At 31.7% G+C, this 12,891-nt stretch carries 17 protein-coding genes; 1 reads left to right on the top strand and 16 read right to left on the bottom strand.

The features are described from left to right. Window positions 1-16: 16 nt before the first annotated feature. The 13 genes from HYN86_RS08755 to HYN86_RS08695 form a co-directional block, all read right to left on the bottom strand. Window positions 17-466, bottom strand: coding sequence for a hypothetical protein (locus HYN86_RS08755; RefSeq protein WP_113677686.1), 450 nt, complete (start codon window positions 464-466; stop codon window positions 17-19). A gap of 17 nt (window positions 467-483) precedes the next feature. Next, window positions 484-1,119, bottom strand: a complete 636-nt coding sequence (locus tag HYN86_RS08750; RefSeq protein WP_113677685.1) for a vWA domain-containing protein — start codon at window positions 1,117-1,119, stop codon at window positions 484-486. 79 nt (window positions 1,120-1,198) lie between these two features. Then, entirely contained in the window at window positions 1,199-1,837 is a 639-nt protein-coding gene (locus HYN86_RS08745; RefSeq protein ID WP_113677684.1) for a vWA domain-containing protein, read from the bottom strand. A 12-nt stretch (window positions 1,838-1,849) separates the two neighbouring features. Beyond that, entirely contained in the window at window positions 1,850-2,263 is a 414-nt protein-coding gene (locus HYN86_RS08740; RefSeq protein ID WP_113677683.1) for a hypothetical protein, read from the bottom strand. Continuing rightward, window positions 2,263-2,922, bottom strand: a complete 660-nt coding sequence (locus HYN86_RS08735) for a TerD family protein (RefSeq protein ID WP_057117144.1) — start codon at window positions 2,920-2,922, stop codon at window positions 2,263-2,265. The genes HYN86_RS08740 and HYN86_RS08735 overlap by 1 nt, the downstream gene beginning before the upstream one ends. Window positions 2,923-2,943: 21 nt before the next feature. Then, a complete protein-coding gene (locus HYN86_RS08730) occupies window positions 2,944-3,495 on the bottom strand; it encodes a TerD family protein (protein WP_057117145.1) in 552 nt (183 codons plus the stop codon). A gap of 8 nt (window positions 3,496-3,503) precedes the next feature. Next, a complete protein-coding gene (locus HYN86_RS08725; RefSeq protein WP_113677682.1) occupies window positions 3,504-4,469 on the bottom strand; it encodes a hypothetical protein in 966 nt (321 codons plus the stop codon). A 29-nt stretch (window positions 4,470-4,498) separates the two neighbouring features. After that, a complete protein-coding gene (locus tag HYN86_RS08720; RefSeq protein ID WP_057117147.1) occupies window positions 4,499-5,584 on the bottom strand; it encodes a toxic anion resistance protein in 1,086 nt (361 codons plus the stop codon). A 4-nt stretch (window positions 5,585-5,588) separates the two neighbouring features. Then, the gene (locus HYN86_RS08715) at window positions 5,589-6,197 is read right to left on the bottom strand and encodes a TerD family protein (RefSeq protein ID WP_113677681.1); all 609 of its coding nucleotides are present in this window, start codon (window positions 6,195-6,197) and stop codon (window positions 5,589-5,591) included. 3 nt (window positions 6,198-6,200) lie between these two features. After that, window positions 6,201-6,755, bottom strand: a complete 555-nt coding sequence (locus HYN86_RS08710) for a TerD family protein (protein ID WP_113677680.1) — start codon at window positions 6,753-6,755, stop codon at window positions 6,201-6,203. 3 nt (window positions 6,756-6,758) lie between these two features. Then, window positions 6,759-7,565, bottom strand: a complete 807-nt coding sequence (locus tag HYN86_RS08705) for a phosphoribosyltransferase family protein (protein WP_113677679.1) — start codon at window positions 7,563-7,565, stop codon at window positions 6,759-6,761. Window positions 7,566-7,567: 2 nt separating this feature from the next. Continuing rightward, window positions 7,568-8,233: an HAD family hydrolase gene (locus tag HYN86_RS08700; RefSeq protein ID WP_113677678.1), complete on the bottom strand. Its 666-nt coding sequence runs from the start codon at window positions 8,231-8,233 to the stop codon at window positions 7,568-7,570. 74 nt (window positions 8,234-8,307) lie between these two features. Then, complete coding sequence (locus tag HYN86_RS08695) at window positions 8,308-8,883, bottom strand: TerD family protein (RefSeq protein ID WP_057117152.1); 576 nt, start codon at window positions 8,881-8,883, stop codon at window positions 8,308-8,310. A gap of 314 nt (window positions 8,884-9,197) precedes the next feature. On the opposite strand from HYN86_RS08695, the gene HYN86_RS08690 reads away from it, so the two are divergent. Next, window positions 9,198-9,581, top strand: a complete 384-nt coding sequence (locus tag HYN86_RS08690; RefSeq protein WP_113677677.1) for a DUF983 domain-containing protein — start codon at window positions 9,198-9,200, stop codon at window positions 9,579-9,581. Here the strand turns inward: HYN86_RS08690 and HYN86_RS08685 are convergent. The 3 genes from HYN86_RS08685 to porN (HYN86_RS08675) all read right to left on the bottom strand — a co-directional run bounded on the left by HYN86_RS08685 (window position 9,562) and on the right by porN (HYN86_RS08675) (window position 12,879). Then, on the bottom strand, window positions 9,562-10,635 hold the full coding sequence (locus tag HYN86_RS08685) for an NAD(P)/FAD-dependent oxidoreductase (protein ID WP_113677676.1): 1,074 nt from the start codon (window positions 10,633-10,635) through the stop codon (window positions 9,562-9,564). The genes HYN86_RS08690 and HYN86_RS08685 overlap by 20 nt on opposite strands. Before the next feature lie 78 nt (window positions 10,636-10,713). Next, window positions 10,714-11,703: a type IX secretion system ring subunit PorN/GldN gene (gene porN / locus HYN86_RS08680; protein ID WP_113679894.1), complete on the bottom strand. Its 990-nt coding sequence runs from the start codon at window positions 11,701-11,703 to the stop codon at window positions 10,714-10,716. 186 nt (window positions 11,704-11,889) lie between these two features. Next, window positions 11,890-12,879 (bottom strand): type IX secretion system ring subunit PorN/GldN, encoded by a 990-nt coding sequence (gene porN / locus HYN86_RS08675; RefSeq protein WP_057117156.1) that lies wholly within the window; start codon window positions 12,877-12,879, stop codon window positions 11,890-11,892. Between the last annotated feature and the right edge of the window lie 12 nt (window positions 12,880-12,891).

Genomic DNA, 12,891 nt, shown 5'->3' with positions numbered 1-12,891 from the left:
AGCTTAATTATATACATTATGAAAGTGCCTTGATTATCTCGCTCGCCATTTCCTTAAAAGCCTCTCTTTCTGCGGTATTTTTAGTTGAATATCCATATACAGCAACTCCCTTATTAGGTTCCATATAATTAATTGAAAAACAAGTACCATAACATTTATTTCTTCCCTGAAGAGGAATATCATGTGTTACTTTTAAATAAGCACAATTTTTTCGAACAATAATATAGTGAATTCCAAACTCGTTTTTAGTGTAATTCTGTCTTAAAATCTGCTCTATATTTTTAATATCAAAATTATCAATTCCTGTAGTTTCGTAACATATAGTAATGTTATCAATATTCATTGTTTCTAATATCTGATCAGAACTTAATTCTATATTTTCAAGTTCATTTTCTCTCCCTTCCTGATAAGCCTCATCAATTGCCGTTGCAACATGTATGAGTGCTTTTGAAAATGTAAATAACATATCAAGCATTTTTTAGATTAAACCACAACTGTTATTTCGCTTGGCGGTGGCGGCAGGGTTACACTTTCTCCCGTTCCCTGACTTTTATTTCCTTGTTCGATGGTTTCAGAAACCCATTTAAAAAATTGCTTCAAAGTAGAACTATCAGCAGAATCTAAATGCACTACATTGTCTGTAAGTTCTTTAAGAATGCTGTCGTTTGCCATATGTCCGGCCGCGCAACCTACAACTGCACCAAAATTTAAGGCTTTTATTTCTTGAATTTTTTCTCTGTAGAATTGAATATCTGATGGTTTTCCATCAGTAAAAACAAATAATAATGGTTTCCAGTCGCCTTTTATTGTTTCAGATCCTTTTATAACCTCAGTTTTCACTTTCTGAATTACAAAATCTAATCCTGCACCTGTATTGGTTGGACCACTTTGTGGACAAGTTATTTCGGGAAGCTGAAAATGAACCAATTCTGTCAAAGGAACAATTTCTTTTACTTCTCGATCGTAAGTTATAATACTAATCCAAAGCGAATCGAGAGCCTGAGCATCTGAACGCAATGTGTTAATCATACCGCTTAAAGCATTATTCAACGCTTGAATCGGTTCTCCATACATTGAACCTGAAGTATCTAGCAAAAAATATACTGGTAGTCTTCTCATAATGATTTATAAAAACTAGTAAACAATAAATTACCGAACTATTATTAAAACGGTATTATAAACTCCGCCTTCCCTAAACTTAAACTACAATGTTTAGTTCAGATGGCGGCGGAGGTAATTCTTTTACATTTGTAAATTCTCTGCCTGAATCTTCAATTTTTGTAGATGTTACACCAATTGAAGCTGTTACCCATTGAAAAAACTTTCCAATACTTGAACTGTCTGCATTCTCCAGACTCACAACAGTATCTGTTATTTGTTTCAACACACTGGTATCTGCTCCGCCCCCTGCAGCGCATGCAACAGTAAAAGCTGTTTTTACTTTTTTAAATTCTGCAAGACCGCTTTCCCAGTTATCTGTCGGAATTCCATCGGTCATAATAAAAACTAATGGTTTCCAGTCACCTTTTTGCTCTGTTGTTGTTTTTGCAACTTCAGTTTCTATTTTCTGTGCAGTTAATTTTAAAGCTTCGCCTAGAGCAGTTACTCCAGTTGCTTTTAAATCAACCATTTGAAAAGAGGCTAAATCCGTCAACGGAATAATTTGCTGTGCAGTACTGTCAAAAGTAATCACACTCAAAAAAGCAGTTTCAATAGCTTGTGGATTTTGACGAAGTGAACTAATCATCATCTGCACGCCGTTTTTAACAGCTTCGATGGGCTCACCAGTCATTGAACCAGATGTATCTAATAGTAAGTAAACAGGCAGTCTTCTCATGGTATAATTTATTTAAACAGGGATATTATAAGTTGGTGTTTCAGAGGCATTACTAGCCTGATTAGAGCTTTCAACTCCACCAATATTATAAGTACTTGTATTAGCTTCAGGATCATTTTGTATCAATTCACTCATTACTAATTGAGTAAGGTCTTTACCTCCTACTATATGATGATAAAATGAGCCAATTGTATAAATTGGTCCCCATGGAAATCCCCACCATCCGATAAAGAAATTTAATAAAACATATCCATAAGAATACTTGAAAGTATTTTCATCAGGTCTGATAAAATAGATATCAGAGCTTCTTTTTAAAGTCATTATAACAAATGAAATGGTGTACGGAAAGATCACAAACTTCCCGCCTTGATCGACTAGGTCTCTTACCTGAGAAACTCTTAGTCCTTCGATATTTTTGATTTGCATTATAGGTAAGACTGAACGATTTTGTGAATAGTTTGTCCTAAAAACGTATCATCTGTTGGATCACCAATTGCACTGAATTTCCATTCTCCGTTACGTTTGTACAATTTCCCCATAATGATTGAACGCTTATTTACGTATTGACGGTCTGCGGCTACATTATACGAAGCAAATTCAGAAACTACTCTTGTTGGAGTTCCTTCATACATTCTGATTTTTGCATATGGAATTTGAGAAAAATCTTCTTTTCCTGCATTATTCAAAAAGAAAAATATTTGATTCACTTTTGCATCAACTTTAGAAAGGTCAACTGTGATAATTTCATTATCTAATCCGTCATCCCCGCCAGTATCTCCTGCAAGATCATCACCAGTATGCTTTAAAGCTCCGTCAACACTAACTAATTTACCTTTTGGTAAACCAAATTGTTGTAAAACTTCCACTCTATACAAAGGAGAATATAAGTGATCGCAAAGTTTATTTTGATCATCGATCAATACGCAGCTTAAATCTAAATCGATATCTACTACATTTTTTGATAATCCTAAAAAGCCTTTCGTTTCGATTGCTCCCCAATTTACTCCAACACAGAAGTTTGTTAAAGTTTCCCCACTCGTTTTTCTTAAATCAATTTTTTGACCTTTGGTTAAGTTAATTGCCATTTTGAGTTAATGTTTTTTAAATTAATTATATTTATTTAAGTAATCTTGTAAACCGCCTTTCATTCCGATACCAACAGCTTCAAATTTCCATTCGTCATTTCTTTTGTAAATTCTTCCAAATTCAACCGCCGTTTCTATAGAAAAATCTTCATCAAGTTCATACTTAACCAACTCTACATTAGACTGATCCAAAATTCTGATAAATGAATTTCTGATTTGACCGAAGTTTTGTCTTTTTGTATCTGCATGATGAATTGTAACCACAAAACAGATTTCATAAACGTCTGGAGAAATTTTAGACAAGTCGATGTAAATTTTTTCATCGTCGCCGTCGCCATCTCCCGTTAAATTGTCACCTGCGTGAGTAACTGCCTGATCTGGAGATTTTAAATTATTGTAATAAATAAAATGATTGTCATTTGGAATTTTTCCATTTGCACCAACTAAAAAAACTGAAGCATCCAAATCAAAACTTGACCCTGTGCTGCTTGAATTACTATCCCATCCTAATCCTACAGTAAATTTTGGAGCATCGATACTTTGTCTTTGTCCTTTCTCTAAATTAATTGCCATTTTATTGTTTAATTAATATTAATATTCAACATTGTTTTTAAAATATTGGTCTGTTCATCAACATTCTGTAATTCATCCAGAAAATCTACAGACGAAATTTTTTCAAGATATTCATTTAACACCTCCAGCACACTTTCGGGCAGAGTTGTTTTTATTGTGCTAAGCTCATTTTTCAACTCAGCATTTTTATTTTTAAGGCTTTTTACAATTGTTTTTTTAGAAGAATCATTTTTTGAAATATCGATTCCTTTAACTGCTTCTTCATTTAGAAAATAAAATGCTTTTTCGTTTGCTACAAAAACAAACTTATCATTAGAATCCCTAAACTCATAAACCTCAATAATTTCATTATTACAAACTAAACCGCAGGAAAACTTAATTTTAAAATTCAGGATATTTAAACGTCCTAAAAGTTTCCTTTCGAATTTAGCATATTCATTTTCGTAAACGCTTTTATTAAACTGCGAAAGCTTTTCGTACTGATCAATTGTTATTTCTCTGTAATACTCAGCCTGAACACTTTGAGAGAATGTTAATAAATCATTCCAATTAAAAAAAACATCATTTTCTGTTACGAATAACTGATAGAGTTCTTGTATCTTTTTTGACATATTCTGAGCGTGCAGCTGCATTTGTTTTGCCAGCTTTGTCTCTCCCATCTCTAATTTTAATTTCGACAGAATATCATCATTAATATAAATCTCATCCGAAATTAAAACGTACTGCTGTTCTTTTGATTTTTTAATTTTTTGAAATAAATCAATAAGACTATTTGTATACTGAATATGAAATAATTCCAGTTTATTAATATCCAGTATTCTATTGTTTTGAAAGAGTGTGTGAATGATTTTTGTCCTTACCAATACTCCAACAAGATCCTTGTGATTAAAGAAATTGGATAACAATTCTAAAATCACAAGCTTTCTGTTGCTTTCTTTTATTATTTGAAGATATCTTTCCTCTTCCTCCTGCATTAGTTTTTACAAATATTTTACTCTTATATTTAGCTTATAACACCTTTTTTCAATTCTTGTTCAAGACTTTGTAAACCAGCATCAAGCTGTCTTCTGGTTTCTGTACCCTGCTCGTGAATTTGTTTTACTTCTGTCAAAGTATCAATCAAAGATTTCGTCGTCATTTTAAGAGTTTCGAGAGAAACGATAGTATTCTCGTTTTCTTTAGCAACCTCAATACTGTTTTGTTTCAGCATTTCTGCATTTTTCTGTAAAATAGTATTTGTCGTTTCTGACACTCTTCTTTGTACTTCAATATTTTGCTTTTGTCTCTGTAAAGCAACCGCCAATGTCAGCTGATTTTTCCAAACTGGCATTGTTGTCGTCAGGATAGACTGTGCTTTTTCGGCAATAGAGGTATTGTTATTTTGTACAACTCTAATTTGCGCTAAAGACTGAAGCATAATAAAACGTACAATTTTCATATCGGCAAGACGCTTGTCTAGACGATTAATGAAAGTTCTTTTATCAGAAATTTGATAATCCTGATATTGTGCACTATTACCTTCCATTACTGCAAGTTCTTCGTTCAATTCTTTAAAACGAATTTGTCCTGCAATGATGTGTTTTTCCATTTCTTTAATAAGATTCACATTCCCATCAAACATTGTTTGAAGAGCACTGTTGTCTTTTACAGAATTAATCATTCCTGCCTTAACTTTATTACTGATTTTATCAATGTTTACAGTAATTCTGTCGTATTCTTGGAATAATTTTTTTACATCTATAATAAACTTATTAAGCAATGGAATTTTTGACAAAAATCTTTTAAACGGACCTTGATCTAATTGATCAACATCTACATAATTTAATTCTGTCAATAAATCATTAATCAAAGAGCCTACTTCTCCTGAATTGTAAGTTCTTACATTCGTTAAGAAATTATCACTTTGTTTAGCTATAGAATTTTGAATTTCTGCACCATAATTCAAGATTGAATTGGCATCATTTTCATTTAATTGATTTGAAATGCTTTTATAGCTGTTTACTTCTGCTTCTGTAATTGAAGCCAAGTTCACATTTCCATCTTTATCAATTAAAGCAGAATTCTCCTGAGTAACTAATTGGTTTTCCATGATTTTATAGGTGATTCTCTTGAATCGTAACAATAGTTTGTTCTAGTTTTTTATCGTTTGTTGGTACTCCAACTGCGTTAAATTTCCATTCGTCGTTTCTTTTATAAAAAACGCCTAAAACCATCGATACATTTCCTGCAAAAGAAGCATCGTTTGCAATATCATAACGAGCAAATTCTTGACTTACCCTCGTTGGAGTTCCTTCGTAAATTCTAATAGATGCAAAAGGAATATCTTTAAAATCCTGGCCTCTAAAACTATTTATAAAAAACGCAACATAACTTGCAGCAGGTGTTAATTGAGAAAAATCTAACGTAATAACTTCATTATCTAATCCGTCATCACCATTTAAATCTCCCGTTAAATCGTCCCCGCTATGTTTAATAGCACGGTCACTAGAAATTAATTTTCTAAAGTTTACCGAATCAATATGATTTTTTTTGTCATCGTAAACGGCACAGCTTGCATCTAAATCTACTGCTTCTTTTTTACTGCCAAAAAATCCTTTTTTTTCGATTGCTCCCCAATTCACACCAACACAGATGTTTACCAGCTTTGAACCGTTACTTTTTTCAAGATTAATACGTTGTCCTTTTTCTAAATTAATTGCCATATCTTAGTTATATTTATTTAAATAATCCTCTAATCCGCCTTTCATTCCCACACCCATTGCTTCAAATTTCCATTGTCCGTCTTTATTGTAAATTCTTCCAAATTCAACTGCAGTTTCAATTGAGAAATCCTCTTCTAATTCATACTTAACCATTTCAGTATTATTAGAATCATCTACAATACGAATGAATGAATTACGCACTTGTCCAAAATTCTGTTTTCTGTCTTGAGCATCATGAATAGTAACAACGATACAGATTTCTTTTACAGCACTGTCAATTTTAGTTAGATCGATTTTGATTTGTTCATCATCTCCATCTCCATCTCCTGTTAAATTATCTCCTGTATGAATAACCGATTCGTCTGGAGCTTTTAGATTATTATAAAAGATAAAATGAGCATCAGATAATATTTTTCCATTTGCACCTACAATAAAAGCTGAGGCATCAAGATCGAAACTAGTACCTGTGCTGCTAATGTTTGTATCCCATCCTAAACCAATGGTAAATTTTGGTGCATTAATATTTTCTCTTTGTCCTTTCTGCAAATTAATGGCCATAATCTAATCTATTTTTATTACGTTAATATTGTTTTTGTATTCTAAAATGTGATGATAATTATTACTTATTGCGAGATGAAATAACTCATTGCTTTTTTTTCTGGAAATGTTCGATATTAAGTACGCAAACTGCTTATTTTCGAGACTTAATATGTACTTTACAATTCTTGTATTGTATTGAAAATCTTCGCTGTTTACAATAGACACAATATCTTCTACGTTTTTTACAGCAAAATAATTGTAATGATTTTCTATTTTTGGATGAACCTCTTTATTGACTAATTCTGCATAATAAACAAACAGAAAATCGCCTTGTACTTCGTATTGATTTAATATTTTATTGACAGTATGCTCATGACTTCCTGTTATTTTAATGTCATCTACAAAAATGCATAATTTGCCTTCAATAAAATTACGATCGATATAATAGGTATCATTCGATATTAATTTTACTCTTTGTTCAAAATCTAAATTTCCGTAATCTGTTACATAGGTTTGGTTTCTGTAAATCTTAGATTCAATACAAGCTTTTTTTCCATTTTTAAACAAAAAACTATTCAGCTCTTTTTTAAAATAGTAGCATAAAAAGTTGGATGCTGTTGGAATGGATAAATAAGGACTCGGCAGAATAACTATTTCTCTATCAGATAAAATTAAATCTCTGTGTTGATCAACAAAGCCGTCGAAGAGGTCTTCAGCAAATTTCTCTGCATAAAACTTATCTCCAAACTTAAATCTGCTGTATTCTGCTTCTTTAAAAGGACAGATTTTTTCATCAGTAATTTTATGTAAACTGTAACTTTTATTCACTTTTATATTTTTAATAGATGTGCGTTAAAACCAAATTTTGTGGCTCCATCATAATCAGCAATACTATTATCACCAACATGCAAAACATCTTTTTTTTCTATGGTTTTATATTTACTTACTTCGTCAAATACTAACTGAAAAATTTCAGTATTTGGCTTTGAAAATCCTACTTCATCAGAATAAATCTGAAACTTAAAATATTCTGCCAGGTTATAATATTCTAGTACTTTTCGCAAAGTATTTCCTTTAATGAATGCTGTGTTACTTAAAATATTTATAGACTTCCCTTCATCTGTTACTTTTTTGAATACTTTTTCGATGTCAGAATAAATTAAAACCGGTTTATATTCTAAGAACAATTCTTCTGTATGACCATAGAATTGTAGAAAGCGATCTGTTCCATTTTTATTTAAATCAACATTAAGAGCGCTCAAAATTAAGTAATAAATTTCGTACGTATCTATATTTAATCCGGTTTTTTCATTAATATTATTGCATAAAACATCGTAATATCGAATCACTTCATTTACTTTCTCGATTCCATGTTCAATCTCAAAAAAATCTCTAAACAATAAATTTCTTTTCTGCTTAAATTCTGGATGCGATTTTATTAATGTAAGCCACAAATCAAACGAAAGATGGCTGTAATTTTCATAATTTATTTTCAAAAGTCTGCGTTTAAAATTAAAATCATAAAGTAATTCTCGTCGAAATTACTTTTTTACAAAGGCGAAACTTTTAGTTATTTTATTATTTCTCCAGAATAATATTTTTCTAGAAAATAACTTAAATCGGCTCTGTAACCAATTCCAGAAGCTTCAAATTTCCAATTGCCATTTCTTTTATACAATCTTCCAAATTCAACACCTGTTTCTATAGAAAAATCTTCTCCCAGCTCATACTTAGCAATTTCCTGCCCGTTAGAATCATCAACAATTCTGATATATGAATTCCTAACTTGTCCAAAATTTTGTTTTCTGCGTTCAAAATCCTCAATTGTAACTACAAAAAGAATTTCTTCTACAGCTGGGTCAATTTTACTTAAGTCCACTTTTATAGCCTCATCATCGTCACCGTCACTATTTCCTCCTGTAGGATCATCACCCGTATGCAGTAAAGCACCGTCTGGAGATGATAAATTATTATAAAAGACAAAATAGCTCTCTCCTAAAAGTTTTCGATTTGCATTTATCATTATTGCCGACGCATCTAGATCAAAATCATGTCCTGTGCCCTCATTAGGATCCCAACCTAAACCAACAGTAATATTAGACAATCCGATATCAATTTTTTGCCCTTTTTGTAAATTTATTGCCATTATAATATTTTATATTAAAAAATTAACCTGTACAATAATACAAAAAAGAAGACCATTGAATAATGAGGGATTCCGTAAAAATGAAAATATTTATCAACAAAAACAGAATAATTTTATATCATAATTAAAAAAACTTTATTTTATACTTGCAAATCATCAAAAAGAGCATTTAAATGATCCAGCAACGAAAAGTAAAAAAAGACAATCATATTAACTATCTTTACATTTTAATAAATGGTGAATAAATAAAGAATTTTAATACCTCATTAATCTTCAATTGAACCGTCATTTTACACTCAATAATAATAATAAAAATGTTGAAAAAAGGATCAAAGCTAAATAGTATTGTAACTGGAAGTTGTCCAAAATGCCAAAATGAAAGCATGTATGAAGACAAGAATCCGCTTCATTTAACTAAAGTTTTAAAGATGAATGAGAATTGCGGTCATTGCGGTTTTAAATACCAAATTGAACCTTCATTTTTTTATGGCGCAATGTATGTAAGTTACGGATTAAATGTGGGGGTAGGAATTGCAGCTTTTATTGTTTCTTTTGTCTTTTTTGGAGCAACAATCGAACAATCTTTTGTAGCAATTATTTTGACTTTAGTGGTTTTATTTCCTTTTGTACTGCGCCTTTCCAGAAACTTATATATAAATATGTTTGTTTCTTATGATCCTAATGCCGGTCGGAAATAATACTTTTTAAATATCTTTTGTGGAATCGCTTAATATCTGCTTCGCGGTCTAAGGGAATATTGTTTTCGATATGATCGTATAAAGCTTTGGCCATTGCCGGACCCAGCATTACGCCACGTGTCCCTAGTCCGTTTAGAATATGGAGTGACTTATAAACTTCATGAGTTCCCAAAAGTGGTCTCCTATCCGAAACTGTTGGACGTACACCGCCAAAGTGCTTTATTATTTCAAAATCGCAGGTTATAATTTCTTTGATGCGGTCTAAAAGTTCTTGTTTACCTTCTTCTGTAGGCGTGTCTGTTTTATCCTTCCAATTGTAAGTTGCTCCAACTTTGAACAAATTTCCACCAAGCGGCAAAATAAAAACACTGGTATTTACAATTACATCAATGTTTAACTTTGGCGCTCTTATAATAAATAATTCGCCTTTGGTACCATCGAGAGGCAGATAATTAAAATAAGGATTTTTATGCATTCCGAAACCTTCTGCAAAAATAATATGACGTGCTTTGATATTTTTATACTGAATTCCAGATTCCAAAAACTCCAAGAAACTGCTGTGAAAAGAATCGTCTATGAGCAAATTATTCTGAAGCAAATATTCTCTATAACTATCTAATAATAAAGCAGTCTTAACATAACCTGTATGTAAAACCTCTCCATAATCAAAGGGAGAATCAATACTATTATATTTCGTAGTAATTAATTTGGTAGACAGGAAAGGTGCCAAGTTTATTTTATCAGAAGCAGCAAACCAGTTGTTTTGTTCTTCGATTGAAAAGAACTTTCTGAGAACCGGCATTTTAAAATTGAATTTCTCTTTTAATTTATCTTCAATCTGATCGTAAAACTCATTCATCAAAGCTAGCTGCTCTTGTGCTTTCCAAACCTCGCTAAAACGCTTTAAAATAACAGGATTATATAAACCACCCGCCACTCGTGATGAATTCTGGGATTTATTATCCAAAACCAAAATAGTTTTATTGTTTTTAAGTGCAATTTCGGCGAAAGAAATTCCAGCCAGTCCAGATCCGACGATTAAATAATCAAGCATTTGCAAGTGTATTGATAAAGATAAAAAACTCTTATTACAAAGGTAACAAGAGTTTTTCTTATAATGTAATTTCAGAACTTAGTAATTCCACATATCTTGTTCAAAATTCCGAATTTTCTCTTTTACTCTTTCCGATTCTAATAACTGACTTTGGGCATCATCTCGAATATAATCTTTAATTTCGCGATCTCCGTACATATTCTCTTCTTTATAAATAACCGCATTAAATCTTCGCGAGTTCAATATTTGATCAAACGAAATTGGAAGTGCAGAATTTTGATCGTTAAAAGCTTTTGCTTCATGCAATACCTCTCGAGCATTTGGAAAGAATACCCAAAACAACTCGATGTAATCTTTCTCATCGCTATTCATTGTGTAAACATCAGGAGTTACAGGGCAAATTCCTAGCAAGCGATATTTCAATTCACTTTGACGCTTATCAAAATACCAAAATCCCTTAATTTTATACTGACTAACATCTGCTGACGTAAGATCCTGTCTTAAAATATATTCGGCTGGAACAGTTCTTGTAGGTCCGACTGTTTGATCTTCGTAAGTCACTTTTTTATTTTTCCCTGTGCCCGTGACAATTTTCTTCTTAACAACACGACTTCTATAATCATCAGGATATTGATTAATAAGCTCTCTACCTCCATCTGTCGTATCTACACGTGATAACGCTCCTTCAATATCTTTAAGCGATTTTTTAGTATTAAAATAACTATCAGCATATACCTCCGTTATCCTGCCATTCTTGATTGCTTTCGTTAAAACATCATAAAGAGAGCGTCTGTCTGGACCAATATTAGCAGTATCTACAGGAAAATATAATGGAAAATTAATTTTTTCATTCAAATCAATAATTTCCCAAGTAGTTTTCCCCATTAAGATATCTCGATCATCAACATAACCATAAGCTAAAGGCTTATCATTATCAGATATCATTTGCGCTGGTGTCTTAATTCCAATTTGATCAGCGGTTTTGGCATTAAGCAGGTTAGACTGTGCCGTAGAAGCTAAGCTTCCGATAAGGGAAACAATAGCTATTAAAAAATTTCTTATTTTCATCATCATAATTATTACAAGACATTAAACGAAATTTTATCATAAATATTGTTATTTTTCCTACATAAATAATTTTATAGAGTTTAAGTCTTAATGTTACAACTTAAAAATTACCTTTATTTATCCGCAAAAAAAAACTCTTACTACAAATGTAGTAAGAGTTTTTTAATTATAATGTTATGTATCAACTTAGTAGTTCCACATATCTTGTTCGAAATTGCGAATTTTTTCTTTCACTCTTTCAGATTCTAACAATTGATTTTGAGCATTGTCTTTCATGTAATCGCTAATAGCTCTATCTCCATAAAGATTCTCTTCTTTGTATACAACAGCATTAAAACGTCTTGAATTTAAAATCTGATCAAATGAAATTGGAAGAGCTGAGTTGTTGTCATTAAAAGCTTTTGCTTCATGCAGTGCTTCTCTTGCATTTGGGAAGAATACCCAAAACAACTCAATATAATCCTTTTCATCACTATTCATTGTATAAACGTCTGGAGTTACTGGACAAATTCCAAGTAAACGATATTTCAATTCACTTTGACGTTTATCAAAATACCAGTACCCTTTAATTTTATACTGAGTAACATCTGCAGCAGTAAGATCTTGTTTCAAAATGTATTCAGCAGGAACAGTTCTTGTTGGTCCAACTGTTTCTTCTACATAAGAAACACTTTTGTTTTTACCTTTTCCAGTTACTACTTTTTTCTTCACTACACGTGATTTGTAGTCGTCTGGATATTGGTTAATTAACTCTCTACCTGCATCTGTTGTATCAATACGAGATAAAGATCCTTCGATGTCTTTCATAGATTTTTTAGTATTAAAATAACTATCGGTATAAACTTCAGTTACTTTTCCACCTTTAATAGCTTTAGTCAAAACATCGTAAAGAGAACGTCTATTTGCACCAATATTAGCTGTATCTACAGGAAAGTATAATGGAAAATTGATTTTTTCATTTAAATCAATGATTTCCCAAGTAGTTTTTCCCATCAAAATATCTCTATCATCTACATAACCATAAGCTAAAGGCTTATCATTGTCAGATATAAGTTGAGCAGGAGTTTTAAGTCCAATCTGATCAGGTGTTTTTGCGTTAAGCAAATTAGATTGCGCATTAGAAGCAAAACCTCCAGCGATAGAAACAACTGCTATTAAAAAATTTCTTACTTTCATCGTGGTATCATT

Origin of the sequence: Flavobacterium fluviale (genome assembly GCF_003312915.1) — a bacterium.
GTDB classification, from domain to species: domain Bacteria; phylum Bacteroidota; class Bacteroidia; order Flavobacteriales; family Flavobacteriaceae; genus Flavobacterium; species Flavobacterium fluviale.
This window is presented reverse-complemented; position numbering and strand designations above follow the sequence as displayed.

What these genes read in the sequence shown, in the direction of transcription:
- HYN86_RS08685 (WP_113677676.1), bottom strand. Translation starts at nt 10,635, where the DNA reads ATGCTTGATTATTTAATCGTCGGATCTGGACTGGCTGGAATTTCTTTC.
- HYN86_RS08695 (WP_057117152.1), bottom strand. Translation starts at nt 8,883, where the DNA reads ATGGCAATAAATTTACAAAAAGGGCAAAAAATTGATATCGGATTGTCT.
- HYN86_RS08725 (WP_113677682.1), bottom strand. Translation starts at nt 4,469, where the DNA reads ATGCAGGAGGAAGAGGAAAGATATCTTCAAATAATAAAAGAAAGCAAC.
- HYN86_RS08740 (WP_113677683.1), bottom strand. Translation starts at nt 2,263, where the DNA reads ATGCAAATCAAAAATATCGAAGGACTAAGAGTTTCTCAGGTAAGAGAC.
- HYN86_RS08720 (WP_057117147.1), bottom strand. Translation starts at nt 5,584, where the DNA reads ATGGAAAACCAATTAGTTACTCAGGAGAATTCTGCTTTAATTGATAAA.
- HYN86_RS08755 (WP_113677686.1), bottom strand. Translation starts at nt 466, where the DNA reads ATGTTATTTACATTTTCAAAAGCACTCATACATGTTGCAACGGCAATT.
- porN (WP_057117156.1), bottom strand. Translation starts at nt 12,879, where the DNA reads ATGAAAGTAAGAAATTTTTTAATAGCAGTTGTTTCTATCGCTGGAGGT.
- HYN86_RS08710 (WP_113677680.1), bottom strand. Translation starts at nt 6,755, where the DNA reads ATGGCCATTAATTTGCAGAAAGGACAAAGAGAAAATATTAATGCACCA.
- HYN86_RS08690 (WP_113677677.1), top strand. Translation starts at nt 9,198, where the DNA reads ATGTTGAAAAAAGGATCAAAGCTAAATAGTATTGTAACTGGAAGTTGT.
- HYN86_RS08750 (WP_113677685.1), bottom strand. Translation starts at nt 1,119, where the DNA reads ATGAGAAGACTACCAGTATATTTTTTGCTAGATACTTCAGGTTCAATG.
- porN (WP_113679894.1), bottom strand. Translation starts at nt 11,703, where the DNA reads ATGAAAATAAGAAATTTTTTAATAGCTATTGTTTCCCTTATCGGAAGC.
- HYN86_RS08735 (WP_057117144.1), bottom strand. Translation starts at nt 2,922, where the DNA reads ATGGCAATTAACTTAACCAAAGGTCAAAAAATTGATTTAAGAAAAACG.
- HYN86_RS08715 (WP_113677681.1), bottom strand. Translation starts at nt 6,197, where the DNA reads ATGGCAATTAATTTAGAAAAAGGACAACGTATTAATCTTGAAAAAAGT.
- HYN86_RS08745 (WP_113677684.1), bottom strand. Translation starts at nt 1,837, where the DNA reads ATGAGAAGACTGCCTGTTTACTTACTATTAGATACATCTGGTTCAATG.
- HYN86_RS08730 (WP_057117145.1), bottom strand. Translation starts at nt 3,495, where the DNA reads ATGGCAATTAATTTAGAGAAAGGACAAAGACAAAGTATCGATGCTCCA.